Genomic DNA, 26,559 nt, shown 5'->3' on the forward strand with positions numbered 1-26,559 from the left:
ATAAAAGGAGGGAATGTATATGACGAGAACGGAAGAGCTGATCCAGAAACGGAACAAGTACGTACCAAGAGGAATCGCGAATGGCAACCTGAACGTGGCGGCCCATGCGAAAGGCGCTACTGTAACTGACGTGGAAGGCAGGGAATGGATTGATTTCGGCGGTGCGATCGGCACCCTGAACGTCGGACACAGCCATCCGAAAGTAACAGAAGCGGTCAAGCAGCAGGCGGACAAGTTTCTGCATCCGGGCTTTAACGTGATCATGTATGAAGGCTACATTGAGCTTGCCGAGAAGCTGTGTCAGATCACGCCGGGCAGCTTCAGCAAGCAGGCGATGATGTTTAACTCCGGAGCGGAGGCGGTGGAAAATGCGGTTAAAGTAGCCCGCCGCTACACGAACCGCCAGGGTGTAGTCACCTTTTCCCGCGGTTACCACGGCCGGACGAACCTGACGATGGGGATGACAAGCAAAGTAAAGCCGTACAAATTCGGCTTCGGGCCGTTTGCCCCTGAAATTTATCAGGCGCCGTTCCCGTATATGTATAGAAAGCCTCAGGAAATGACGGAAGACGCCTACGTGGACCATGTAATCGAAGAGTTCAAGGACTACTTTATCACCGCAGTGGCCCCGGAAACGGTTGCCTGCGTCGTGATGGAGCCGGTACAGGGAGAAGGCGGCTTTGTGGTGCCGCCGAAAAAGTTCGTCCAGTTTGTGGCGGAATTCTGTAAGGAGCACGGCATCGTCTTTGTAGCGGATGAAATCCAGACCGGATTCGGCCGGACCGGCAAGCTGTTTGCCGTGGAGCATTTCGATGTGGAACCGGATCTGATGACCATTTCCAAGTCCCTGGCAGCAGGCCTTCCCCTCAGCACGGTGGTCGGTCGTGAGGAAATCCTGAGCGTGCCGGGGCCGGGTGAACTGGGCGGCACGTTTGCCGGCAACCCGGTGGCATGTGCCGCGGCGCTTACGGTCATTGATATCGTAGAAGAAGAGAACCTCCCTGAAAAAGCAGAGAAGCTCGGCCAGCGCCTTGAAGATGTGCTCACTAACCTTGCAAAAAAACACGAGTCCATCGGCGAAGTCCGCCGTCTCGGTGCCATGGTGGCAGCTGAAATTGTAACCGACAGTGAAAGCAAGACGCCGGATAAAGACAAGACCGCCCAGATCGCACGGTATGCCAACGAAAATGGCCTGCTGCTGCTGACGGCCGGTGTAAAAGGAAACGTGGTCCGCTTTCTCGCCCCGCTCGTCATTACAGATGAGGAGCTTGAGAAAGGGATCGGGATTCTGGAAGACGCATTCGCCCATCACGGCTAAAACAGAGGAGGATCATCCATGACGACAATTGCCGTTCGAAATCCTGAAAACGGGGATCTCATTCGAGAGGTTCCTGCTCATACAGAGGAAGAAATCAGGCAGGCACTGGACCGGGGTCAGGAGGCCTTTGCCTCCTGGTCCAAAACCGATGCCTATACCCGAGCCGAACTCCTGCGGAAGTGGAGCGGTCTGATACGGGAGAACCAGGAATCGCTTGCCGAAACGGTTACGAAGGAAAACGGCAAGCCCCTGAAGGAAGCAGCAGGGGAAATCAATTACGCGGCAAGCTATCTGGACTGGTATGCAGAGGAAGCGGTCCGTGTTTACGGCCGTACGATTCCGTCTCCGTCCACAGAAAAGCGGATTATGGTGAGCCGCCAGCCGGTTGGACTTGTGGCAGCGATTACGCCTTGGAATTTTCCTGCAGCTATGATGACGCGTAAAGCCGGACCGGCTCTTGCGGCAGGCTGTACGTTTATTATTAAACCTGCAGATGAGACGCCGCTCACAGCGATCCGGCTCATTGAACTGGCCCACGAAGCCGGCATACCGAAAGACGCCGTTCAGTACGTGCTGGCAGACGGTCCGACCGTCGGCAAGCTCTTTACAGGAAGCGGGCACGTGCGCAAAGTTACGTTCACCGGCTCAACAGAAGTAGGGAAGCTTCTGATGCGCGACAGTGCGGACACCGTCAAGCATGTGACGATGGAGCTCGGCGGTCACGCGCCACTGATCGTTGCGGAAGACGCAGACCTCGATCACGCCGTCACCCAGACGATTGCGTCCAAGTTCCGCAATGCCGGACAGACGTGTATCTGCGCCAACCGTGTACTCGTTCATGAAAGCGTAGCTGACGCATTTACGGACAAGCTCAAAGCGGCTGCGGCAAAACTTCAGGTCGGAAGCGGGATGAATGAAGGAACGGATATTGGACCGATCATTAACCGGAAAGGCTATGAAAAAATAATCCGTCAGCTTCAGGACGCGGTGGACAAAGGTGCGGAGATTGTCCTCGGCAGCAAAACCGGGGAAGAAGGCAACGATGGCGGGTATTTCGTTCAGCCGACCGTACTCACCGGTGTGACCCAGGACATGACGATCATGAAAGAAGAGACGTTCGGTCCGGTCGTACCGGTTACCACATTCCGTGAGCTGGATGAAGCCATTGCCATTGCTAACGATACCCCTTACGGATTGGCTGCCTACTTCTTTACGAACGACTACAGAACAGGCATGTATCTTCATGACCATCTCGATTACGGCATTATCGGCTGGAACGACGGCGCCCCGTCCGGCGCCCACGTACCCTTTGGCGGCATGAAGGAAAGCGGCATCGGCCGCGAAGGCGGAGCCGAGGGCATTGAGCCCTACCTGGAAACGAAGTACCTGTCCATTGGCGGGTTGAAATAAATGTAACTTGGATAGGCGCGCCAAACGAAAACACATTTGATTCCCATACGGAGTCACATGTGTTTTTTGTTGCTGGACCAGGTAAATTGCAGATTTACAGGTGCGGCAGAGATAGTTTGGATATTTATGTTAAAATAGTGGTGAGAAATATACTTACTTAGTGAAAGATTGTACTTAAATTAACGGAGAGGTTTCTTTAATAAGTAATGTCGCAGAAAATGGTCAAGGTGGTTTAATTAATGAAAACATTTTTTTATTTGTTCGTTCTATTTTTATTTCCAATACTTATCATAGGGTGTCAGAGTGAAGATAATAACAATGAATTAGGTTGGGGAGAAACAGGGGAAACCGATATATTAGAAATCACTCCAAGACTTAGAACGTAGATACGAGATAAGGTGGAAGATTGAGTAAATGTTATTGTAGTAACGGGTAAACGTTTCTTTAATAAGGAATACTCTTTTTGGTATCCAATTAAAAGAAAGGGAAAGCCTGCTGCAATATTTAAAGGTAAATTTTCGAGGCAGACCACTGCAATAACACTTATAATAAAATTAAGTTCCTGAGCTGTCCAGTCAAGGAGATATTTTAAAATAGTGCTTTAATAAAGGAGTTGTGTCAAATGAATAAGAATAAAAGTATAGAAATAACACGCTCTTCAAAAGCAGAAAACATTCTACATCAGATCAATAGTAAAACGAAGCTGGGTGACTTACGGAAAATAGCGAAGGACATTAAAAAAGATCACGATCTGGCCATGGAACTTTGGTCAACCGAAGAGTTTTTGCCAAGACTATTAGCAATCTTAATTATGGACAAAAAACTTCTTTCACAAGATGTGTTAAGTAAGCTTGATAAGGATATGCAGACTCACACTTTTGATGAGCGAAATAACTTAATGGATTGGTTAATGGCTAATCAACTCACCAAAGACAAGAAGAAAATTGCATTGATGGAGTCATGGGAAAATAGTCCTTCTGCTCTTCAACGGCGAGCTTTCTGGTATTATCAAGGGCGATTGAGATGGACTGGGCAAACACCGCCTGATAACACCGCAGACCTGCTTTCTGCAATAGAAGCTAATATTACGCAGGAAGAACCGGAAGTTCAATGGGCTATGAATTTCACCGCAGGCTGGATAGGCGTTTATGATGAAAAAAATCGTGCACGTTGTATTAAACTTGGTGAGAAAACGGGTCTCTACAAAGATGAAATAGTAGCAAAGGGATGTACTCCAAGCTACTTGCCGGAATTCATTACGATTGAATTTAACAAACGGCATAGTAATTAGTTACCTCTGAAAAATCCTTTAGGGCTTGATGCAAAAATAAAGAAATTCAAAGCCTCAATATGAATAAAGAAATTTATGTTCGCATAATAATAGATTTTACTGAGAGCATTTCTTTATTTAGGAATGCTCTTTTCTTATCTAATTGGCTCTGTTAAAGTTTGATGTTGATTTTCATAAGTTGATTGAAGCGAACGCGCGCCACTCCAGCGGTGCCCGTGGAAAGGGTGCGCAGTGAGCGGAAATCAACACCTGATTTTTATTTTTATCCGTTTATTGAAACGAACGGGCGACACTCCGGCGGAACAGCAAAGAGCGTTTCCTTAGTGAATATGTGAACTGCTTCCACACTTCTCTCTTCGGAGCTTCACTTGCAGAAGAAGGAGTACCAGTTGAAAGAATGGAATATATGGTAACTGTGATGAGAAGGGGGCTACATTAATGAAAGATATTTTTAATCAATTGCATGCTGAGGAGATTGTAAACCGTATTGACAATTTAAGCCCAGATTCAAAACCGCAATGGGGTAAAATGGATGTTGCCAAAATGCTTGCCCATTGCTCATCCTTCAAGACATTGCAATGGGAAACGCTAATCCTTCGAGAGGTTTGTTAGGTATGTTAATTGGGAAATTTGTGAAACCAGTTTTTTATAACGACAAGCCATTTGCCCAAAACATGTCCACAATACCAACCATTTTGATTGAAGAGGAAAAAGAATTTGATATAGAAAAGGAAAAACTAAAACAAAAAATTATAGCATTTCAAATTAATGGCCCTCAGAAATGTACAACTCATCCACATCCTTTTTTCGGTAAACTTACTTCCGAGCAATGGGGAAAAGGGATTTATAAGCACCTTGACCACCATTTAAAACAGTTTGGTGTTTAGTTAGCTGAAGTGAATAGGATTTTCACTAACCGGCACGGTAGTTCGATAATCAATTTTAAAAAAAATGGCACGAAGAATCACTTCATCGTGCCATTTTGATATTCATTTCCAGATTTTCCAATAGATCATCAATGGTCGCTTAGTGAGCGATCATTTCATGTCTAATATCTTCCCCGTCCATATCAGCATGGTAGTAGGTCGGCCAGTTCGTTACTTCGTCGAAGAGGGCTTCCCGGTCATCGCCCCAGTAGAGGTGAAAATGGTGAGCTTCTGTCGGAGAAATGTTATGGTCGCTGAACTGAATGTAGGCAGGCATATCATCATCGCCTTCTTCCAGTTCAAAGATAAAGCGCACACCGCGGTTGCCGGCCTCGTAGGTGAGGATCTCATAGCCGTCGTAAGCGTAGTCACCGGCCATTTCCCCTTCGTCGCTGGTGAACGTAAATGTACTGTCTTCAATGGTGATGTAGTCGACGTCCGTTTCATATCCGATTTCATAGTATTCCGTATATTCCTCTGCTGTCATAGAATCGCTCTCAGCAGCTTTATGCTCCATGACCTCATCCAGTTCTCCGTCTACTAAGTAAGGGTAAACAGACTGCCATTCTCCTTCCCAGTCAGAGAGTTCACGATCTTCAATCTGCTCGTCTTCAAAGTAGCCGTCATAGATCGCCTGAGATTCATCATCATGACTGTGATCGTGGTCATCTTCCTCCTCATCGATTTCACTGTCATCCTGATTCTGATCCTCAGCCGATTCATTTTCCGTATTCTCAGATGGCGAATTTTCCTGCACGGAGTTTGATTCCTCAGTGCTGTCCCCCTGGCAGCCTGCAAGCAGCAGAGCGGCTGCAAACGTGGTGATAGATAGTTGTGATGGTTTCATATAATAAACTCCTTTTCTTTAAATCGTAATAATTACTATTTGGAGTTTACATACATTAAACTGCCCGGTCAAGCGTTATCTTTGAAATGGAAGAGAGGGGGGAGAGGGACTGGGAATATATAACGCATGACAGTGGTGGATGAAACGAAGATTAGTAGGATAATAGAACTAAATTTCGAACTGGGGATATAGCAGGATAAAAGGATGCATGGTGAAACGATCCAGCAAGAGCTTCTTAAGCTGAAAAAAACATTTTTTAAAAAGGCTGTGTTAATGTCCGTTGTTGATTTTCGTTCACAGAGCTCCTTTTCCGCGGGCACCACTGCAGCCTCCTCGGGGGAAATCGCCCTGCGGGGTCTTCACATGGTGCTTCTTCCTCTGCGAGTGAAGCTCCGAAGCTGGATGTGTCGAAGCAGATCGCAGCTTATTCACGAAGGAAACGCTCTTTGCTGTTCCCGCAGGAGTGGAGCGCGTTCGCTTCGATGAACTTTTTATAATCAACATCGATCTTTAACAGAGCCTTTTAAAAAAGACTGCCCCAGATAAGAGGCAGTCCCTGTTCTAATAGTTATTTTTCTTCTTCCCGTCTCTTTTTCATCGCTACCAGTGTAATCATCTCGTAGGCGACCGCTGCGGCAAGACCGGCGGTAATATCTCCGGAATCGTAAGCCGGAAGTACTTCAACCAGGTCAAACCCTTTGATGTTAAGGCTGTCCAGGCTTCTCACGTACTCGAGCGCTTCAAAGCTCGTCGGGCCGGCTACTTCAGGAGTTCCGGTACCGGGAGCGTAGGCCGGATCGACAAAGTCAATATCAAACGTTACAAATACCGGACGGTCTGTACCGACCCGGTTGTGAATACGGCGGATCACTTCTTCCTGACCGAGCTTTCGCGACTCCCGCATCGTGATCACTTCGTAGCCGAGCTCTCTCGCATCCTCAATGCAGCCCGGCCCGTAAAGAGGCCCGCGCATGCCGATCTGAATCGAATGGTCAGTATCCACGAGGCCTTCCTCAACCGCACGGCGAAACGGCGTCCCGTGCATATATTTTTCCCCGTAGTAGTTATCCCACGTATCGCCGTGGGAATCAAAGTGAACCATGGCGACAGGCCCGTGCTGTTTGGCGAAAGCCCGGAGGTTTCCTAACGAAATGGAATGATCCCCGCCAAGAATGATCGGCACAACGCCTTTTTCAAGGAGTGGAGCCAGCCCCTCGGTCATCTGGTCATACGTCCGGTGGACATTGCCCGGCACCACGTCGATATCGCCGTAATCCACACCGGAGCAGTAGTCGAAGATATTGATTTCCTGATCCGGATTGTACGGACGCAGAAGCACCGACGCGTCGCGGACGTGCTGAGGGCCGTAGCGGGCACCCACGCGGTTGGAGGCCGCCGTATCAAACGGCACACCGAGCACGGCAAAATCCACATCCTCCTCCGTGCGGACATTCTCCAGACGCATAAACGTGCGCACCCCGCTGAACCGGGGGGATAAAGAAGAATCTTTCGGCTGATATTTCACCATAGGAACCTCCAGAAAATAAATTAGTCATGTTAAGTAACTGTATCTTGCGAAGCTGATCGTCAGGAGAGAGACTCCTGCGGCAGTGGGCGATCGGATGACGTTCAGCGGAGCTTATTCTTACTTTTTCTCCTCCGCAAACCGGGTCAGCGCCTTATCAAGCGCCTTCAGTCCATCATCAATCTGCTCGGTCGTCACCGTAAGCGGCGGAATCATCCGAATTACTTCACCTTCGTTTCCGCACAGGTAAAACAGTACCCCTTCCTCAAGAGCAAGATCAAGAATGCGAAGAACCGCTTCGCCATCCGGCTTGCCGGTCTCGGGGTCTGTAATCTCGATCCCGATCATCAGACCGAGGTGACGGATATTGCTGATCACCGGATGCTTTTCTTTCAGTTTGCGAATCCCGTGAACCGCATGCTCTCCAGCACGGACCGTGTTATCCAGCAGTTTTTCCTCTTTAATCACATCGATTGTGGCAAGGGCGGCGGAACAGGCAATCGGATTGCCGCCAAACGTGGTGGCGTGGCTGCCCATCGGCCACTGCTGCATAAGTTTATGGTTCGCAGCCGTCGCACTGAGCGGCATCCCGGACGCGATGCCCTTGGCAACCGCCATAATGTCCGGCGTGACCCCGAACGTGTTGGCCGCAAACCAGTCACCGGTCCGGCCGAACCCGGTCTGCACCTCGTCAAAAATAAGCAGCATGCCGTGTTCCGTACAGATGTCCCGCACCTTTTTCAGCCAGGAGGCAGGAGGCATCACGTAGCCGCCTTCCCCAAGGACAGGCTCAAGAATCACACCGGCCACTTCGTCAGGGGAGACGTGGTACTTAAACAGGTTGTCAAAGTCACGCTCAAGCTGTCGGATCGCTTCCTCTTCACGGATGGTGCCGTCTTCATTTTCAAAATCAGCCGGGCGGTAGTACGGAATCTGATAGGTGAGGCTGTCCGGCTGCAAGTACCGTCTGTACTTGCTTTTCGACGTACTTACGCCTAGAGAGCCCATCGTCCGGCCGTGAAAACAGCCGGTAAAGCTGACCATGTACTGGCGGCGGGTTACGTATTTCGCGAGCTTGAGTGCGCCTTCAATCGCTTCCGTTCCGCTGTTTCCGAAAAAGAAACAGTCGATGTCACCGGGCATCACCTCGGCGAGTTCATCTGCGAGCCGGAGAATTGATTCGTACTGAATCACACCGATCGGACCGTGCGTGAGCTCGTCTGCGGCATTCTTAATCGCCTCGACCACTTTCGGGTGGCGATGGCCTACATTTGTTACGGCAATCCCTGACGTAAAGTCCAGGTATTTTTTCCCGTCCCGCCCATAGTAGTAGCAGCCTTCTTCTTTTACAACAGGCAAGTTCGGATGATCCTTGGCCATGCTCGGCGCAAGGCGTTCGGACATTTTTTCGGATAGCTCGTTCCAGTCTTTGGACACAGATAACACCTCTTTTATGAGTTTTCTTTATCTAAAATAAAATGATTGAAGCGAAAGGCGGTGGCTCCTGCGGAAAGCATCCGCCTGCAGCGGAGCAAATTAAGGAGTAAATCAGCATTAAAAGAATAGCAGATGCGCCATAAGCGTAATGATCGGCAGCGTAATCAGCGTACGCTGGATAAAGATAATCACAAGATCAAGCAGGTTGAGCGGAATTCTGGAACGAAGAAGCAGAATCCCCACCTCTGACATATAAATCAGCTGCGTAAGTGACAGAGCAGCGACGACGAACCGTGTCAGCTCGCTCTCGATCCCGCTTCCGATTACAGCCGGCAGGAACATGTCCGCAAACCCGACAATCATTGCCGGGGCGGCCGCATCCGCTTCCGGAATTCTCATCAGCTCCAGGAGCGGCACGAGTGGCGCGGAAAGGATCACGAAGAAATTCGTGTATTCCGCAATGATCAGGGCCAGCGTTCCGAGCGCCATGACGAGGGGAATCAGGCCGAACCAGATATCCAGGACGTTCTGGAACCCGCTTTTCACAACGCCTGCGGCACTTTTGACTTCAGACGCTTTTGAGACGGCTTTTTCATACGCCCAGCGTCCGCGGGAGGTGCCAGTCGGCACTTCCTCTGAGATCTGCTGGCCGGTTTTTTCGTAGTACGTGTTCTTTTTCCACGAGAGCGGTGGAATCCTTGGACACACAATCGCCGCAATCAGACCGGCTACAATAACCGTAATGTAAAACTGGACGAACATGTGCTCAAGACCGATAAAGCTGATCACCACAAGGCTGAACGCAATGGAAGCGACGGAGAAGTTCGTGGCAATGACCGCTGCCTCACGCTTAGTGTAGTACCCGCTTTCGTACTGCTTTGTCGTAATCAGCACACCGACCGTTCCGCTTCCCATCCAGGAAGCAACCGCATCGATGGATGAACGTCCCGGCAGTTTGAAGACCGGTCGCATCACTTTTCTCACGACCGTTCCGATGTAGTCCATCAGCCCGAATTCAAGGAGAAGGGGCATCATCAGACCGGCAAAAAAGAACCAGGTTGTCAGCACTGGGATCAGTTCGTAGAGAACCGTGCCTCCGGTAAATTCATCCCAGATAAAGGCAGGGCCGAGTTCGAAAAGCACCATCACGGCGAAAATGGCACCGAGAAGACGCATCACGAGCCAGAAGCCGGAAACGTGGAACAGCCCCGCCAGAAACGGCGACTTCATAATCCACTCGGGCTTTGCCGTTCTGGCCACCACCGTCAGGACAATGGAGAGGACAAGTACGGCTGTCATAAACATCGGGATCGCACCGGTAAACAGACCGAGGAAAAATTCGGCTAATATGCCGACACCGATTGTCCACTGACCCTGGAAAGGGACAGGGACGAGAAACAGAAACAGTCCGAACAAGGATGGTATGATAAATTTCAGTTTGTTTGAACGGGTCATGGTTTGGGAGAGATCCTGGTTCTCTCTCATCTGACTTTGCTCATTCAATGAAACACACGCACCTTTCTGAATTGGATTGCGGCAAAACCGCATTTTCACTCTTTTGTGTTTATATTCATGCAAGGTTTGTGCCAATGTACGACTAAATCCTGTATTTTTTTAATTTTCGAACCACAGAGGGCTGGCTGATTCCGAGCGCCTCTGCGATTTTAATAGTCGTCTGCCACCGCTGTTTTGCCTGGCGGAGCACCTGTTCCTCCACTTCCTCAAGAGTGGTCTTAAGAGGAACTTCGGCTCCGGACTGTAGCTTTCCGGAAAAATGCCGATACGTTTCCGGCAGGTCGCTGTGGGTAATCACATGGGAAGGGGAGGTTACAATGAGCCGCTCAATCAGGTTCATCAGCTCACGGACGTTTCCTTTCCACTCCTGCATGTAAAGCTCCTGCATGACGGCGTCATCGAGCACTTTTTCCCGGCTGTATTTCTCCCCGAACATTTTCACGAAGTGAGTCACAAGCGGCGTCAGGTCTTCGGGCCGTTCCCGGAGAGGAGGGATCTGGATCGGCACTACGCTGAGTCGGAAATACAGATCCTCCCGGAACGTTTTGGCCGCCACCTGCTCTTCCAGAGGCTGATTGGTGGCTGCTATCAGACGAAAATCCAGTGTTTTCGGCTTCGTGCCGCCGACCCGGTAAAACTGCTTTTCCTGAATAAATTTCAGGATTTTCACCTGAAGTGAAAGGTTCAGTTCGCCGATTTCATCGAGGAAAAGCGTGCCCCCGTCTGCTGTTTCTGCCAGACCGGGCTTGCCTTTTCTGCTGGCGCCAGTAAACGAACCGCCCTCGTAGCCGAAAAACTCCGCTTCAAAGAGGGACTCGGGAATCGAGCCGCAGTTTACTTCGATAAACGGCCCGTCTTTTCGCGGGCTCTGCTGGTGAATCATCTTGGCGATATGGGTTTTACCGACACCTGATTCCCCAAGCAGAAGTACGTTCACATCCACATCTGCCACCTGTTCGGCGGTTCGCAGGCACGACTTCATCAGCGGTGATTCCACGAAAAAATCACTGTACCCGAAGCTTATCCGCCGCAGCTGATCGAGTTCGTTTTTTACCCGGGTCATTTCGTCCTGCATATCTTTCAAGTGATTCTCCATCTTTGCCATCTCGGTAATGTCGTGTGAGTAGGAGGCAATCCGCCACACGTCTCCGTTTTCATCAAACACCGGCACGCCGGTAATGAGCAGTTTCTTACCAAAATAGGTGGTCTGAATGACGTTGACCCGGTCTTTCTGCTCGAGCACAAGAGGTGTAACGATCGGCGTGAAGACACCTTCCTTTTCGAGCTGGTACACGGTCGTGCCGAGCACGTCCCGGTCCTCAATGCCGTACAGCTTTTTCGTAGCGTCACTCACAGACATAATTGTCCCGTTCCTGTCCGTGACGAGCAGATCATCTTTTAACGCCTGTAAAATCGCTTCGCTCTCGTGATGGGTTCTGGATTGATCATGGCTCATCTTAGAAAACCTCCGAATTATTTAAAAATAAATATTCAAGTAATTTACATTATGGATGAAAACTATGGAAATCCCTTATTTGTAAGGGGTCTTTCTCCTTTGAATGGGAGCTGAGGTGCTTCTTAATCGAAATAATAAGATTATTCGATTTAGAATAGATTATTCATTTTTGTATAGTTTAACAGATTAGCCGGAAGAATGAGAGTTTTTTAGGAAAAAGGAACATGCAAAATATGGTAGCATGGAAGGGTGGGACGATATTATAGGAATTAAACGGGGGGCGAACAGTTTGGGAGAGTGGAGCGGACAACTGATGATGACAAAGCAGTGAGGTGTTGAAGGTGCTTGAACTTGTTAGAAATAATGAGGAAGTTTTTATGATTATCTATTGTTTTATTATCCTGTGGATCAATATTGAATACCTGAAAGAGTTTAAAAGTATTAAAAAAGGATTGAGCGAGCTTTCCTCTGATCAGGAATTGGATGTTACACCTGATTCTCTTTCTCTTATGCTTGTTGGTCTCGTATTCAATTTTGTACGCAGATGGCTCATTTACATACTGGCTGTGTTGATAACAGGCAGCACACTTGTGATGATTGTTTGTGTTTTTCTGTTTGTTATCAGCTTATATGACTGCTTATTTAACTTCAGCCTTTCAAGAGTGAAACAATCGAACCTGCGCTTATATCTGGCAATCGTAGACACGATCCTGATTGCTTTTTTCGTGGCTTATCTTATTCTCTCCTTATAAACAATTACTCGATAAAATGAGGGATACATATGAAGTACACCATTGCACAATTCATTACAGCCGCCACTCTGATCGTCGTGCTTGCCATGCTCGACCGGTTCGCCGGCCCGGCAGCCATTCAGGCAACCCCGGGCGGCACCGGAGCGGTGAACTCTCCGTTCATTACGTTTGCTATAGCCGGCATAATCGTCACATGTGTGTATACCGTGTTTCTCCTCGAGGCACAAAAGAAGCAGAATCTGTTCCAGCGGGCATTCTGGGATCGGATGCCGATCCTTATAATTGGCGTCGGTATCTTATCCCTGATCGGATTTATGGCGGCGTTCCTTACAGGATTAATCAATACGTGGATGGCAGGGGGTGGCGGCCTGTTTTACGCCCTGCTCGTCTGGTTTCTGTTTCTGATCTTTCTGCTGGTGTTCTCAGTCGAAAACAAAAAGAAGGACCGCCAGTCTCAGGCGGCGGCCCATCGTTCGTTCGGATTTACGATCGTGCTGTTTTTTGTTTTGTTTATTATTCTTTAACTTGATCTGCTTTTCCTTTTGGCAATCTGTCTGAGCCACTTGTTCCGCTTTGACCCGGTATAAAAAAAGCCTGCGGTACTGACAAAGGCAGATCCTATGGCGATCTGCATGAGGAGCAGATGGTCGGCATACAGCCCGGCTCCGCACCCGCCGAGGGAAAGAAGCAGCAGTTGAAACCACTGCTTTCCTCGGTTTTCAAGCACCGTAAAATGAAACTGCCTCATTTGGTCGATTTTCTTCATTTGCTCCAGATTCTTCGGTGTATTCAGAAATTCAGAAACAGGCTTTACAAAGCTGAAGGCAGGAAGGGACTGGATCCACTGCCAGATGAACATCCATTTCCGGTCCCCCTGATTTCTCAGCCAGGTAAAAAAGGCAGGCCTCATCAGCGACATCAGTTCATCCTCGGGAACGAGGCTTCGGATCGTTCCTTCAATCGTTATAAAGGACCTGCCGAGAAAAATAAATCTGGCAGGTACCTGGATAGGAAGGGTTCGAATCCTGTTGTTTAATTCCAGCTTCAGGGCAATCAGGTCTTTTTCCTTCAGGCTCTCCGGTTTAAAAGTCATCAATTCTGCAAGCGCCTCTTCAATTTCCGCCAGGTCCCCATCCGGCAGCACGAATCCCAGATCATCGAGACATCCGGCAGCTTTCCGGTAATCCTTTGCCAGAAGGCCGGCGATCAGCTCCTGAAACGCGGCCGCATCCCGCTCTGAAATCTCACCGTACATACCAAAATCGAGCAGGATCAGCGCACCGCTTTCTGAAACAAGCATGTTCCCCCCGTGGGGATCCGCATGAAAAATACCGGGCTCAAGCCACTGAGGAAGAAATACGTCAAGCAGCTTTCCAGCGAGTTCCCCGGGCTCCAGGCCCATCTTCATAAGTGCCTGCTCATCTGTGAGTTTCACCCCGTCAAGCCAGTCCATGACGAGAATGCGTGAGGTTGACAACTCCTCGTGAACCCCGGGAATGAGCACATCATCCCGATCTTTAAACCGCTCCCTGAACGCAAGCAGTGCTTCTTTTTCAGAGGTAAAGTCGAGCTCTTTGCTGATCACCTGTCTGATTTCCCTATAGAGAAGGCTAAAGTTGATAAACGCTTTTGGAACTGGGGTAAGCCTGGCCGCCAGCCACATCAGGATCCGGAGGGTGCGAAAGTCAGTATCTACGACCGCATCTATGCCCGGACGGCGGACCTTAACTGCAACAACTGTGCCGTTTTTCAGAACGGCTTTGTATACTTCTCCAATCGAGGCTGAGGCCACCGCCTTCTTTTCAATAGAAAGAAGATGATCATCGATCCTGCCACCCCACTCCTTTTCAAGGACGTCCTGAACAGCATCCCAGTCAGAGGGAGGTACGTGGTCGGTAAGGTCCTGTATCTGGCGGATAAACGCTCCTGGCAGGAGGTCAGCTCTGATACTTAAAAACTGGCCGACCTTAATCAGCAGCCCTTCGAGTTCAAACAGCGTCTCCCGCACACGGATGCCCGTCCGCTCCCAAAGAAGCACCCACTCCGAGCTGGATTTACGGGTCCACTTGTACCAGTACATCTGGATAAAAATGATGAGGGCGAGGCCGATCACTTTTCCCATACGTTTTGGTCTGCTTTTTATTTTCATGAGGTGCTCACACCCTTTATGTATGTCGTTACCGATATTTTAGCACAGTGAGACAATCCGATTGACAAGAACAGTAAGCCAGCATACACTTTAATTAATACACAAAAAGCTTCACGTAAACACCGGCAGACGGTGTAAAAAAGGAGTATGTTTTATGAGTGTGAGCGTTCTTAACTAATCCCTAACCGGATACGTACAGAGAGGCAAAAAATCGGCAGAAGGCCGGTTTCTTTCGCGTGCCTTTCGTACAGTTAAGAACCGAGCAGTCATAACAGCACCCGTCTGTCTTTTTGTACAGGTGTGTCTGTTTACGTGAAGGGCGGACCCGCGCCTCAAGCGACTTGCTTGAGGTGCTTTTTTGTGTAGATTTTTAAGATTTCCATTAAAGAAAGGACGATCATTCGTCATGAATAAAACAACATTACAGCAACTCGATTATAACCGGATTTTAAATACAGCTGCTTCCTTTGCCCACACCGAACGGGCGAAGCGGACGATCCTTGCCAGTGAACCGAAAACCGTGAAAAAGCAGATTGCCCACATGCTTGAGGAAGTGAGGGAGGCTGTGCGGATTCTTGAGATCAGCTCCAGCATCCCGCTCCACGCCATCGATGAGATCACGACTTATATCGAACAGGCCAAAAAAGGTCTCTTCCTTCAGCCGGCCCAGCTTCAGCGGGTGCTTTCTTTTCTCGAGCACTGCCGCAAACTGAAAACGTTTATGAAAGATAAAGTGTCTGTAGCACCGAACGTGGCGAACTACGTGCATGCGATCGGGGATCTTCGGGACGTGGAAGAGGAAATCGGCCGCTGCCTGCGAAACGGCCGGATCGATGACCATGCTTCACCAGAGCTTGCCGATCTCCGGCGACATCTGAGAATCAGGCAGACAGAGGTGAAGGAAAAAGCAGAAGCCATGTGCAGTTCCAAAAAGCTCTCCGCCTATCTGCAGGACCCTATGGTCGTGGAGAAAAACGGACGCTACACCATCCCGGTAAAAAAGCAGTACCGCTCCAAAGTAAACGGGACGATTGTGGATACGTCTGCTTCCGGTGCCACAGTCTTCATGGAACCCCGGGAGGTTGCAATGCTGTATGAAGAACTGCAGATCCTTGCTGCAGAAGAGCAGCAGGAAGTCGAACGCATTCTCTACACCCTGACAGCCCTTGTACATGAAAAAGAACAGGATCTGAACGTGGCCATGGAAACGGTCCATCATTACGATGTGATTTTTGCCAAAGCCAAATACGGCCGTTCAATCGACGGAATCGTGCCCGATTTAAATGAGGATTTCCGTATTCACCTGGACGAGGCCCGTCATCCGCTGCTCGGTGAACAGGCCGTGCCGCTCACGCTTCCATTTGGAAACGGGGACCGGACGCTCATCATTACCGGACCGAACACCGGCGGGAAAACCGTCACCTTGAAAACAGCCGGCCTTCTGACTCTCATGGCTCAGACCGGGCTCCTCGTCCCGGCCGGGAAAAGTACGAGTCTTCACGTATTCAGGCATGTGTTCGTCGACATCGGCGACGGTCAGAGTATCGAACAGAACCTGAGCACCTTCAGCTCGCGCATGACCAACATCATTCGCATTTTAGAAGAAGCCGACGCAAACTCGCTCGTGCTCGTGGACGAACTCGGCTCTGGTACTGACCCGAACGAAGGTATGGCGCTGGCCCAGGTAATTATCGAACAGCTTTTTGCCAAAGGAACGATCACGCTTGCCACGACTCACTACCGGGAACTGAAGGCGATGGCAGACCAAACCGAGGGCATTATGAATGGGTCGATGGCGTTTAACGTGGAGACTCTGCAGCCGACGTACCGTCTCGTGCTCGGGGAAACAGGGAACAGCCAGGCGTTTGAAATCGCCTATAAGCTCGGACTGCATCCGCAGCTGATCACGCGCGCCCATAAGCTGAGCGGCAGTCCGGCAGAGCCGATCGGTATACCGGCAAACCTGCCGCAGGCAAAGAAGCGAAAATACGAAAGGCAGCTGTCCATTGATAAATATACAGACCAGCGGCGACAAAAGAAGAAGCAGACCGCCATTCCCCAGTTCAGCCAGGGCGACAACGTGACCGTTTCTCCCGACAGGAGTGTCGGCATCGTTTATAAAGGGCCGGACGAAACCGGTCACTACATCGTCCAGATCAAAGGGGAAAAACAGAGGATCAACCATAAGCGTCTCAAGCTCCATATTCCCGCATCCGAGCTGTACCCGCCTGACTACGACTTCGACATCATCTTCAAATCAGTAGAGTACAGAAAAACCAAGCGGGTGGTGGAAAGGAAGTATGAGGAAGGATTGATTCTGAGGGAGGAAGAGTAGCAGATAATTTATAGAAGAAACCCGTGCTTATACGAGCACGGGTTCTTTGTCTGTGAAGGATTAACACTCCTGAATACTGGGTGATGCGCTGGTTGAGTATAACAGAAACGTCGTCTGCCGCCTCCTTCTGAAGATACCTAAGTAACGGTCCGTCTTTTCAGTTCTTTCCATGTATGGGAGGGATGGCTGGAAGGGAGGCGGGTTTTACCTTCTCCAAACAGATTTTCCCTGTACGTTTCATACCTGGCATCTTGTGGCGGCAGAAGGCCCCGTTTCCGGAGTTCAGGGACGACCAGTTCTGTAAAATCCTGAAAACTTCCCGGTGCCATGGTATAGGGAATATTGAAACCGTCCACATCTGCTTCATTGACCCAGCGCTCCATTTCATCTGCAACCTGTTGAGGAGTACCGACAATCACCGGCCCTCTTCCTCCAACCCCAACATGGTAAGCCAGTTCCCTGAGTGTCCAGGTTCTGTTCGGATCTGCTTTAGTAAAGATATCCACAGCAGACTGCATGGCATTGCTGGTGACGTGTTTTAGACTTTCATCCGGACTGTACTGGGAAAGATCAATGCCGGTCCATCCGCTCAGAAGGGCGAGGGAGCCTTCATAACTTACGTGCTTTCTGATCGTTTCGTATTTGGCCTGTGCTTCGTCCTCTGTTTTTCCAACGATCGGGGTCAGGATACCGAAGACACGGACATCTTCTTCGTTTCGCCCCTGAGTGGACACACGGCTTCTAAGGTCCTTCACGTAGTCTTTCACAATTTCAATTGTGGGTCCGGCTGTAAACACACATTCTGCATGCTTTGAGGCAAATTGACGTCCCCTTGGGGACGCGCCGGCCTGGTAAAGCACCGGTGTACGCTGAGGGGATGGTTCACAGAGGTGAGGGCCGGGGACTGTGAAATGCTTACCTTCATGGCGGATATTGTGAACCTTGGAGTGGTCTGTGTAAACCTTACTTTTCTTATCTTTAACAACAGCATCTTCTTCCCAGCTTCCTTCCCAGAGTTTGTAACAGACTTCCAGATACTCCTCTGCTATTTCATACCTCTGATCATGATGGAGCTGTCCGCTGAATCCAAGGTTTACGGCTGCACTATCAAGGTAGGACGTCACAATATTCCATCCGATTCGGCCGTTCGTCAGATGGTCAAGGGTGGATAGTCGCCTGGCGAGAATATAAGGGTGCTCATAGGTGACTGAATACGTTACGCCAAAACCGAGGTGTTCAGTCACGTGGGCCATTGCGGAAATGGCAAGGAGAGGATCATTAACGGGAACCTGGACGCCATTCGTAACAGCAGCTTCCCGACTGCCGTTATACACATCGTAAGTTCCGAGTACATCGGCAAAGAAAATACCATCAAATCCCCCGGCCTCCAGCATCTTAGCCAGATCGGTCCAGTAGCTCAGATCATTAAAGCGGTCAGACTGGTCTTCAGGGTGAGTCCAGACACCAGGTGACTGGTGGCCGGCACAGTGCATGTCAAATGCATTCAGAAAAATTCTCTTTTTTGTCATGTTCATCCCTCCGGTAAAGGTTTTGTGAAACCAAAAAAGCCTCTCTTACGAATAAGAGAGGCAAATAAACAGATCTGTCTCTCTTATCTTGCCTGACACATCAGTCAGGCAGGAATTAGCACCTTCTAATCAGGTTGCCGGGTTTCATCGGGCCAGTCCCTCCACCGCTCTGGATAAGAGTAAATCATATGAAATTTTTGATCTTGGGAAAAACTCTAACTTTTCTGATGAGATAAGTCAACAATAAAATAAAATTTATTCTGAAAATTTCATAGTGGTACATTTAACTGTCGGTGTGAGTGGATATCAGTCTCTTAATCTATACTGACAGAACAAAAGACCTGAGAATATGGAAATAGTAAATGAATTTATACTGGCACCATACCATTAATTGAACAAGGAATAAACAAAATTACTACCTTCCCGTTTCCGAAGTTTGTCAGTTTCCCTCGAGTGGTATGTATTACTAAGTACCCATCCTTAACACCCATGTAACAAAATCGCCTGAATCGGCGACAAATGAAACGTCCATATCGGATGAAATTTTATTATCTGAATATCCTTTCACCCGCCGTACATATGATAAAATAAAAGGGATGTTCTGCCGGTCGGCGGTCGTTTTTCGCGCCGGAAGGACGAATAGTATCCAGTGGTTCTCTTATACGCACGACTACATACAGACAGAGGGGTTCTTGCGCATGCACATCAATTTAGCCCACGGGGCGCTTCATTATACAGTTTCAGGCGAAGGCGCGCCTGTCATTTTACTGCACGGATGGGGTGTGGACTCAAAATCGTTCACGCCTGTTCATAAATTTCTTGAACGGAATTTTAAAGTGTACGCCGTTGATTTTCCCGGCTTTGGCCAGAGCGACGAGCCGCCGGAGCAGTGGGGAGTCGAGGATTATACAGAGGTGCTCGCCCAGTTTATTGACGAACTTGAAATCGAAAATCCGATTCTTGTCGGTCATTCCTTCGGAGGCCGGGTCTCGATCGTGTACGCATCAAAATACAAAAAGGCAAAGAAGCTGATTCTGGCCGGAAGCGCCGGAATCAAGCCGAAAAGAAAGCTCAATTATTATGCGAAAGTCTACTTCTACAAAGCATGCAAAAACGTCCTGCGCCTGCCGGGACTGAATAAATATCGGGAGGATATCCTCGCGAAAATTAAAGGCCGCACCGGTTCAGCCGATTACCGCCAGGCATCCGGCGTGATGCAGCAGACGATGGTCAAAGTCGTCAACGAAGATCTGCAGCACCTGATGCCCGATGTGAAAGTGCCAGTACTTCTCATTTACGGGGAAAACGACACAGCCACCCCGGTGGCAGACGGCAGACGGATGGAAGAACTCATGCCTGATGCGGGACTTGTGGTCCTGAAAAACGCAGGCCACTATGTATTCCTTGACCAGATGAACCAGTTCAACGTGATTGTAGACAAATTTCTTGAAAAAGATAAAGGAGCCACAAAATGATTGATATTCTCTTAATCGCCCTCGTTGCCGCGTGGGCGCTGGCCATGTCCAAAAAACTGATGCGAAGCGTGCATATGCTTCAGCTGAACTCCTACCGGAACGAACGGTATATGCGGTGGATCAGCCGCAACACAGGTAAAGTCTTTCAGGTAAGAGACTACTTGCTTGTGATTCCGGTCGCACTTGTCTTTTTCGGCCTTGACTTAATCGGGCTCAGCCTTCTCGTTCTCGGCTTTGTTGCTCTCTTTTTCACAAGCAGGGAAGAGCAGCAGAAGAAAAAGCTTGTCGTTACGCCACGCGTAAAGCGGATGCTGACTTCTGCGGGCATCGTGCTTGCCATTTTTGCCGCTGCAGCCGCCTTTGTAGGCATCGCAGCCGACCAGCCGGCTCTTGCCGCTATTATGCTGCTTATCGTCTACGTGCTCGGCTTTTTCGTCATTATCATTGCCAACACGATCAACAAACCGATTGAAACGAGCATAAATAATAAGTACTTTAATGAAGCGGAAAGCATGATCCAGGGGTCCCGCGACCTGGAAGTGGTCGGGATTACCGGCAGCTACGGGAAGACGAGCACGAAGCACTTTCTCCATACGATTCTTTCAAGCCAGCTGAACGTCCTGATGACACCGGAAAGCTACAACACGAAGCTCGGTGTCACGAAAACGATCAGAGGATATCTGAAACCTTATCACGAAGTGTTTATTGCAGAAATGGGCGCCAAGCAGGAAGGCGACATCCAGGAAGTGTGCGACCTTGTCCATCAGCGGATCGGGATCCTCACATCCATCGGTCCCCAGCACCTGGAGACGTTTAAAACAATTGAAACGGTACAGAAAACGAAATACGAAATCATTGAAAGTCTGCCGGAAGACGGCCTCGGCGTCCTGAACAAAGACGATGAAAACATCATGAGCTACACGCCGGAAAATCAGTGCCGCAAGGTTTACTACGGCATTCATGCTGACGATGTGGATTTCAAGGCGAAAGACATCACCTACACATCCCGAGGCATGACCTTTACCGTCGAGGAAAAAGGCGGCACAAGCGAGATGTTTACGACCAGACTGCTCGGCGAACACAACATCTACAATACCCTTGCCGGAATCGCGGTCGGCCGTGAGCTCGGCATCCCGCTTGAAAAAATGAAGACACCGATTAAGAACATGCAGCCGGTCAAACACCGTCTGGAGCTGAAAAAACCGCAGGGGAACATTACCATTCTCGACGACAGCTTCAACTCCAATCCGAAAGGCGCCCGCATGGCGGTCGACGTCCTCGGCCAGATGGACGAATACAAGGTCCTCATCACCCCGGGCATGATTGAGCTTGGCGAGCAGGAATACGAACGCAACAAAGAACTCGCCATGCACGCCGCCGGTAAATGTGACTTCATCATTCTTGTCGGCGAGCGCCAGACGAAGCCATTGCAGGATGGACTGAAAGAAGCCGGCTATCCGGCAGCGCAGACTTACGTGGCCAAGAATCTGAACGACGGCCTCGCGAAAATGCACGAGCTCGCCACGCAGAAGATGGTCGTACTCCTCGAGAACGACCTGCCGGATAACTATAACGAGTAGGCCGCCTGCCAACGGTACGACTACTCTGATTGCGACCTGTGAAACTGAGATATTACTTTCGCTCATAAATCAGGATTTCCGCTTATAAAAATCGCATTTCGCTTATAAAACTAGGTTTTCGCTTATAAACCAGGAAAATCGCTTATAAACCCAGAAACCTGCGCATAAATCACCGGCGCATTAGACCATTCATCCCAACACAACCCCCGCCCCCAGCGGCGGGGCCCTGTTACATAGAGACCATAAGGAGGCACCCAACTATGAAAACAAGAGTCGGCGTTATTTTCGGCGGCATGAGCGTAGAACACGAAGTGTCCGTCATTTCCGCCCTCCAGGCCATCAACGCGCTGGACAAAGACAAATATGAAGTCTACCCCCTATACATTTCCAAGGACCGTGACTGGTACACGGGCGAAAACCTGATGGAAATCAGCAACTACCAGAACCAGAAGGAGCTGTTCCAGAACGCCCAGAAAGTCCAGGTCGTCCGCGACTCCGAAGGCAAAGTCCATCTTCAGAAAGACCCGCAGCCGAAATTCGGCAAAAAGACGGTCGGCGAAATCGACGTGGCCTTCCCTGTCATTCACGGCACATACGGAGAAGACGGCATCCTCCAGGGGTTCCTCGAGCTTCTCAACATCCCGTACGTCGGCTGCGACGTGCTTTCGTCTGCGACCGGTATGGACAAAGTCGTGATGAAGCACATCTTCCGCGACTGGGATATTCCGATTCTTGAGTACATTTCTTTCTACTCATCCCAGTGGCAGAACGACCGCGACGCCGTCGGTAAAAAGGTCGAAACCGAACTGAGCTACCCGGTCATCGTCAAGCCGGCCAACCTCGGCTCCAGCGTCGGCATCAGCAAAGCCGCCAACTTCGAAGAGCTGGAGGAAGCAGTCGAACTGGCAACCGAGTTTGCCAGTAAAATCGTCGTCGAGCGCATGGTTACCAACATGAAAGAAGTGAACTGCTCCGTCCTCGGAGACTACGAAACCGCCGAAGCCTCCGTCCTTGAAGAAGTGCTCGGCAGCGACGAATTCCTATCGTATCAGGACAAATACCAGAGCGGAGGCGGCTCAAAAGACGGCGGCGGAGCCTCCAAAGGCATGGAGTCAACCAACCGTATTATCCCGGCCGAAATCAGCAGCGAGCAGACCGAAGAGATCCAGACAATCGCCAAAAAAGCATTCCAGGTTCTCGGCTGCAACGGCGTCTCCCGGATCGACTTCATCATCGACCAGGATCAGAACAAAGTCTACATCAACGAAATCAACACGATTCCCGGCTCTCTCAGCTTCTACCTGTGGGACCCGTCAGGCAAAGACTTCACCCAGCTCACTGACGAGCTCATCAAACTTGCCCTTAAGCGCATGCGTGAGCGGGAAAAGCTCATGTTTTCCATCGACAGCAACCTGTTCAGCTCCCATTCAGGCGGGCTTAAAGGCAGCAAAAACTAATACACACCGTCAGGCAGCCCGCATCACGCGGGCTGCCTGACGTGTTTTGAGCAAATTTTTTACATTTCCCTCTTGCGCCTTCCGTTACGTCACATGGTAATCTTGTGACAGATAAACGAGGAGGGGTGGTTGACAGTATGAAACAGCAGTCAATGTTTACAATCCGGGAGTTTGGCCGGCGGGCAGGCGTGACCGAGCGGACGCTGCGTTTTTATGAGGAAAAGGGGCTTTTGATTGCTTCAAAGCAGAACAGCGCAGGCCACAGGCTTTACGGAATAGCAGAGCTGAAGAAGCTGCAGCAGATTCAGTCCCTTAAATTTATCGGGTTATCACTGGAGGAAATCAGACAACTGATTGAGAAAGACGATGCCGCCGTTATGGAACTGGGTCCATCACTTGAGACTCAGCATACCCTGCTTACTGAAAAAAGAGATGAGTTAAACCGCGCTATTGAGGCGGTGGAACGTGTACAGTTTCTGATTGAAGAAGGAAAAAGCGTTACCTGGCCCGTTATAACGTCGCTTCTCTTTCAGACTGAACACGAAGACGAGCAGCGGGAGTGGATGAAGGAGCACTTTTCAGATGAGATGGCCGCTTTGTTTTTCTCGTTTCCAAAAGAACAGAGGCAGCAGATCGACCTCGACATGATGGACGTGCTGGCGACGGTCAAACAATTAATGAAAGATCAGGTTCCGCCGCGGTCAGAAGAGGCATTCAATCTGCTCGCAAAACTCACAGAGGCAGTCACGAAGCACGTGGACAGCCCGGAAACGTTCGCGAAACTGGCTGAGAAGTCTGATACCACACAAGCGTCAGCTGAAGTGGAGTTTCAGTTTCCCAATTTCTTTACCTCTGAAGAAGAAGCTTATCTGGAGGCAATCGGGAAAGAGATGGAGAAAATGTACGAAGAGAGTCAGGCTGACAAATCCTGACATACAAAGAAAAGCTGAAGCATCCGCTGCTTCAGCTTTTTCGTTTATTGTTTTTTCATCACGTAAAAAACATAACTGTAATCTTCGCCCGTGCTCCTGTACAGATCGATTTCACTTTGAACCTCCTCAACCACGTGCATCGCTTCAGAATTATGTTCGTATTTTTTCCGCATGTCCCTCAGGTTTTCCTCCAGGTGGAGATAGTAGTGGTCGGTCCAGTCCGATGGGGGCAGTACAAAATGAGCTTCACATAAATATCCCCGCGTCTGGATCTGGCTGATTTTTGCCTCGACCGTATCAATCTGATCGTAGGTGCTCTCCCAGAATTGTTTTGCTTTAGTCGTCGGAGAGGTGGTCAACCAGGAGATTTCGCTGCAGATGAGCCAGCCGCCGGGCTTCAGGAATTTCCGCCAGTCCTCAAGGCCATTGGTGAACCGGGCAATGTAGATGGCACCTTCAGACCAGATCAGGTCAAACGATTCTTCTTCAAAAGGCATGTCAAACATGGATATCGTCATCGCTTCAATCCTCTCAGACACACCGGTTTGCCCGGCCTGATCATGGAGCTTTTGAATCGATGTTTCACTGTTATCAATGGCAGTAATGTGTGCGTTGGGAAAGATGTCTGCAAGCAGCAGTGTCGAGGCTCCGTTGCCGCAGCCCACATCAAGAATCCGGATCGGCTGATCCTGCTGGGGATAAAAGGACGCTGCTTTTCGCGTGGATGCTTCGCTTCCCGGCCCAAGCCGTTCAAGGCCGTCAAACGCTTCAAAAAAGTACTTTTCATTCATCCTTCCATCGCTCCTTTCCTGGGATTATTGACTCAGTTGCTTGTGAAATTGTTGTGAAAGCCGGTAATTCCCGGCTATAATATAGCCTCTAGTGTAACAGATTAATGAAATAGATGAAGGAAGGTGAACAAAAAGGGGTAAAGTAACAAAAGGATATTTGGAAAGGATGATACATAATGAAGCATGACATTGATGAAAGAAAGCAGATGACGCCGAAGGAACGGCTGAGCGCCATGGCCGGTGCGGCCTTTCTGATGGCTACATCTGCGGTCGGTCCGGGGTTTCTTACCCAGACGGCTGTATTTACGGAAACACTTCTGGCGAGCTTCGCCTTCGTTATTTTAGCATCGATTATTCTTGATATCGGGGCACAGGTGAACATCTGGCGGATCGTGGCCGTTACCCGGATGCGCGGGCAGGAAATTGCCAACGCCGTCTTCCCGGGACTCGGCTATGTGCTCGCATTCTTTATCGTCCTCGGCGGTCTTGCGTTTAACATCGGTAACGTAGCCGGGGGCGGCCTCGGGGTGAATGCTCTTCTCGGGTTTGACCCAAGAGTCGGAGCCGTTATGACCGGGATCATCTGTATCGTCATCTTTCTCTCCAGAGAAGCTAACGTGGCCATGGACAAAGTCGTCCGTTATCTCGGGGCTCTCATGATCCTGCTTACGGCATACGTAATGATTACGAGTCACCCGCCATACGCGGAAGCGGCGATACGCACGTTTGCCCCGCTGGAGCTGGACTTTTTCGCAATTGTAACCATTGTCGGAGGAACGGTAGGCGGCTACATTACTTTTGCCGGCGGTCACCGTCTTCTGGATGCCGGTGTTTCGGGACAGCGCAACCTTGGTTACGTGACGAACACGGCGGTAACAGGTATTGTTGTTGCCTCCATTATGCGTTTTCTTCTGTTCCTTGCTGTTCTCGGCGTAGTAACAGCAGGGTTTGCGCTTGATCCGGACAACCCGACGGCGTCTGTGTTCCAGATCGCAGCCGGTGAAATCGGCTTCCGTATCTTCGGACTTGTGCTCTGGGCAGCGGGAATTACGTCGGTCATCGGAGCCGCCTACACATCAGTATCATTTCTGACCACGTTCCATCCTGCCATCGAGCGAAATAAAAACTGGTGGACGATTGGGTTTATCGTGTTCTCCACAAGTGTATTCTCGGTTATCGGCCAGCCGGTCACTCTCCTCATCCTAGCCGGTGCCTTTAACGGACTGATCCTGCCGCTCGCTCTTGGCTGTATTCTTCTCGCAGCCCATCAGAGCAGAATCGTGGGAGACTACAAGCACCCGGTATGGCTCACTGTTTTCGGTGGACTTGTGGTTGTGCTCATGGCCTACTTCGGTGTTCTGACTATGATCGAATCAGTGCCGGATCTCTGGAATCAGATGTTTTAATTTTAAATATAGAATGGAACCAAGGCCCGGCATTTTATATGCCGGGCCTTCAATTTTACGTTTAATGAACGGATAAAGCGGGATAACAAGTAGTAGGTAAACCAATTTCTGATCGAAAGGTGGTGTCTGTATGGCCGACAAAAAAGGCAGTGTAACCGTCGTTGAAGAGAAGGACAGTGGTTTGAACAAAAGGTTCAAGGATACGAAAACCGGTAAAACAATGACCCGTGGCGAATTTGCTGATGCGATTGAAAAAGGTGAATACGAAGACTACCATGTGATGAAATCAGAAGGAAAAAGGATCCCGAGATCAAACCCGGGAGTCGAGAATCTGGAATAAGGAACAGGAAGTGTATTTATGGACACTCAACAATAACATACCGAGCGGTTGGTTGTTATGACTCTCACCTGATTGTTGGTGAGGGTCA

At 49.7% G+C, this 26,559-nt stretch carries 20 protein-coding genes, 1 pseudogene and 1 riboswitch; of the genes and pseudogenes, 13 read left to right on the forward strand and 8 right to left on the reverse strand.

From position 1 onward, the window contains the following. Positions 1 to 19: 19 nt before the first annotated feature. From gabT to CR205_RS13740, 4 genes and pseudogenes are all read left to right on the forward strand, one after another. Positions 20 to 1,318, forward strand: a complete 1,299-nt coding sequence (gene gabT / locus CR205_RS13725; RefSeq protein ID WP_110520679.1) for a 4-aminobutyrate--2-oxoglutarate transaminase — start codon at positions 20 to 22, stop codon at positions 1,316 to 1,318. Positions 1,319 to 1,336: 18 nt separating this feature from the next. Then, on the forward strand, positions 1,337 to 2,728 hold the full coding sequence (locus CR205_RS13730; protein WP_110520680.1) for an NAD-dependent succinate-semialdehyde dehydrogenase: 1,392 nt from the start codon (positions 1,337 to 1,339) through the stop codon (positions 2,726 to 2,728). Between the two features lie 622 nt (positions 2,729 to 3,350). Next, positions 3,351 to 4,019: a DNA alkylation repair protein gene (locus CR205_RS13735; protein WP_110520681.1), complete on the forward strand. Its 669-nt coding sequence runs from the start codon at positions 3,351 to 3,353 to the stop codon at positions 4,017 to 4,019. A 438-nt stretch (positions 4,020 to 4,457) separates the two neighbouring features. Beyond that, positions 4,458 to 4,906 (forward strand): annotated as a pseudogene (locus CR205_RS13740) (DUF1569 domain-containing protein). 139 nt (positions 4,907 to 5,045) lie between these two features. Here the strand turns inward: CR205_RS13740 and CR205_RS13745 are convergent. The 5 genes from CR205_RS13745 to CR205_RS13770 all read right to left on the reverse strand — a co-directional run bounded on the left by CR205_RS13745 (position 5,046) and on the right by CR205_RS13770 (position 11,725). Beyond that, positions 5,046 to 5,792: a metal-binding protein ZinT gene (locus tag CR205_RS13745; RefSeq protein ID WP_110520682.1), complete on the reverse strand. Its 747-nt coding sequence runs from the start codon at positions 5,790 to 5,792 to the stop codon at positions 5,046 to 5,048. Between the two features lie 568 nt (positions 5,793 to 6,360). After that, positions 6,361 to 7,320, reverse strand: a complete 960-nt coding sequence (gene speB / locus CR205_RS13755; RefSeq protein WP_110520684.1) for an agmatinase — start codon at positions 7,318 to 7,320, stop codon at positions 6,361 to 6,363. A 117-nt stretch (positions 7,321 to 7,437) separates the two neighbouring features. Continuing rightward, on the reverse strand, positions 7,438 to 8,754 hold the full coding sequence (locus CR205_RS13760) for an aspartate aminotransferase family protein (RefSeq protein ID WP_110520685.1): 1,317 nt from the start codon (positions 8,752 to 8,754) through the stop codon (positions 7,438 to 7,440). A 117-nt stretch (positions 8,755 to 8,871) separates the two neighbouring features. Beyond that, positions 8,872 to 10,239: a YjiH family protein gene (locus tag CR205_RS13765; protein WP_110520686.1), complete on the reverse strand. Its 1,368-nt coding sequence runs from the start codon at positions 10,237 to 10,239 to the stop codon at positions 8,872 to 8,874. 112 nt (positions 10,240 to 10,351) lie between these two features. Continuing rightward, entirely contained in the window at positions 10,352 to 11,725 is a 1,374-nt protein-coding gene (locus CR205_RS13770; protein WP_110520687.1) for a sigma-54 interaction domain-containing protein, read from the reverse strand. A gap of 341 nt (positions 11,726 to 12,066) precedes the next feature. On the opposite strand from CR205_RS13770, the gene CR205_RS13775 reads away from it, so the two are divergent. Then, positions 12,067 to 12,477 (forward strand): hypothetical protein, encoded by a 411-nt coding sequence (locus tag CR205_RS13775; protein ID WP_110520688.1) that lies wholly within the window; start codon positions 12,067 to 12,069, stop codon positions 12,475 to 12,477. A 29-nt stretch (positions 12,478 to 12,506) separates the two neighbouring features. Beyond that, the gene (locus CR205_RS13780; RefSeq protein ID WP_110520689.1) at positions 12,507 to 13,001 is read left to right on the forward strand and encodes a hypothetical protein; all 495 of its coding nucleotides are present in this window, start codon (positions 12,507 to 12,509) and stop codon (positions 12,999 to 13,001) included. Here the strand turns inward: CR205_RS13780 and CR205_RS13785 are convergent. Then, complete coding sequence (locus tag CR205_RS13785; RefSeq protein ID WP_236634841.1) at positions 12,998 to 14,599, reverse strand: ABC1 kinase family protein; 1,602 nt, start codon at positions 14,597 to 14,599, stop codon at positions 12,998 to 13,000. The two genes, CR205_RS13780 and CR205_RS13785, sit on opposite strands and share 4 nt — an antisense overlap. A 433-nt stretch (positions 14,600 to 15,032) precedes the next feature. Here CR205_RS13785 and CR205_RS13790 point away from each other — a divergent pair, with 433 nt between their 5' ends. Next, entirely contained in the window at positions 15,033 to 16,961 is a 1,929-nt protein-coding gene (locus CR205_RS13790; RefSeq protein ID WP_110520691.1) for an endonuclease MutS2, read from the forward strand. Positions 16,962 to 17,098: 137 nt separating this feature from the next. Here CR205_RS13790 and CR205_RS13795 read toward each other — a convergent pair whose 3' ends face one another. Next, positions 17,099 to 18,490 carry an LLM class flavin-dependent oxidoreductase gene (locus CR205_RS13795; RefSeq protein ID WP_110520692.1) on the reverse strand — a complete coding sequence of 464 codons (1,392 nt, stop codon included), beginning with the start codon at positions 18,488 to 18,490 and terminating at the stop codon, positions 17,099 to 17,101. Positions 18,491 to 18,570: 80 nt separating this feature from the next. Beyond that, a riboswitch (SAM riboswitch) is annotated at positions 18,571 to 18,670 on the reverse strand. A 518-nt stretch (positions 18,671 to 19,188) separates the two neighbouring features. Here CR205_RS13795 and CR205_RS13800 point away from each other — a divergent pair. From CR205_RS13800 to CR205_RS13815, 4 genes are all read left to right on the forward strand, one after another. Continuing rightward, the gene (locus CR205_RS13800; RefSeq protein ID WP_110520693.1) at positions 19,189 to 19,965 is read left to right on the forward strand and encodes an alpha/beta fold hydrolase; all 777 of its coding nucleotides are present in this window, start codon (positions 19,189 to 19,191) and stop codon (positions 19,963 to 19,965) included. Beyond that, complete coding sequence (locus tag CR205_RS13805) at positions 19,962 to 21,545, forward strand: UDP-N-acetylmuramoyl-tripeptide--D-alanyl-D-alanine ligase (RefSeq protein ID WP_110520694.1); 1,584 nt, start codon at positions 19,962 to 19,964, stop codon at positions 21,543 to 21,545. The genes CR205_RS13800 and CR205_RS13805 overlap by 4 nt, the downstream gene beginning before the upstream one ends. 260 nt (positions 21,546 to 21,805) lie before the next feature. Next, the gene (locus CR205_RS13810; RefSeq protein WP_110520695.1) at positions 21,806 to 23,002 is read left to right on the forward strand and encodes a D-alanine--D-alanine ligase family protein; all 1,197 of its coding nucleotides are present in this window, start codon (positions 21,806 to 21,808) and stop codon (positions 23,000 to 23,002) included. Positions 23,003 to 23,139: 137 nt separating this feature from the next. Further along, a complete protein-coding gene (locus CR205_RS13815) occupies positions 23,140 to 23,934 on the forward strand; it encodes a MerR family transcriptional regulator (RefSeq protein WP_110520696.1) in 795 nt (264 codons plus the stop codon). Positions 23,935 to 23,978: 44 nt separating this feature from the next. Here the strand turns inward: CR205_RS13815 and CR205_RS13820 are convergent, their stop codons facing one another. Next, positions 23,979 to 24,725 carry a class I SAM-dependent methyltransferase gene (locus CR205_RS13820; protein ID WP_110520697.1) on the reverse strand — a complete coding sequence of 249 codons (747 nt, stop codon included), beginning with the start codon at positions 24,723 to 24,725 and terminating at the stop codon, positions 23,979 to 23,981. Positions 24,726 to 24,901: 176 nt separating this feature from the next. Between CR205_RS13820 and CR205_RS13825 the strand changes: the two genes are divergently transcribed. Both CR205_RS13825 and CR205_RS13830 read left to right on the forward strand, forming a co-directional pair. Continuing rightward, positions 24,902 to 26,131 (forward strand): NRAMP family divalent metal transporter, encoded by a 1,230-nt coding sequence (locus CR205_RS13825; protein WP_110520698.1) that lies wholly within the window; start codon positions 24,902 to 24,904, stop codon positions 26,129 to 26,131. Positions 26,132 to 26,261: 130 nt separating this feature from the next. After that, positions 26,262 to 26,471, forward strand: coding sequence for a hypothetical protein (locus tag CR205_RS13830; protein WP_110520699.1), 210 nt, complete (start codon positions 26,262 to 26,264; stop codon positions 26,469 to 26,471). Positions 26,472 to 26,559 lie beyond the last annotated feature (88 nt).

This window comes from Alteribacter lacisalsi (assembly GCF_003226345.1).
In the GTDB taxonomy this organism is placed as follows: domain Bacteria; phylum Bacillota; class Bacilli; order Bacillales; family Salisediminibacteriaceae; genus Alteribacter; species Alteribacter lacisalsi.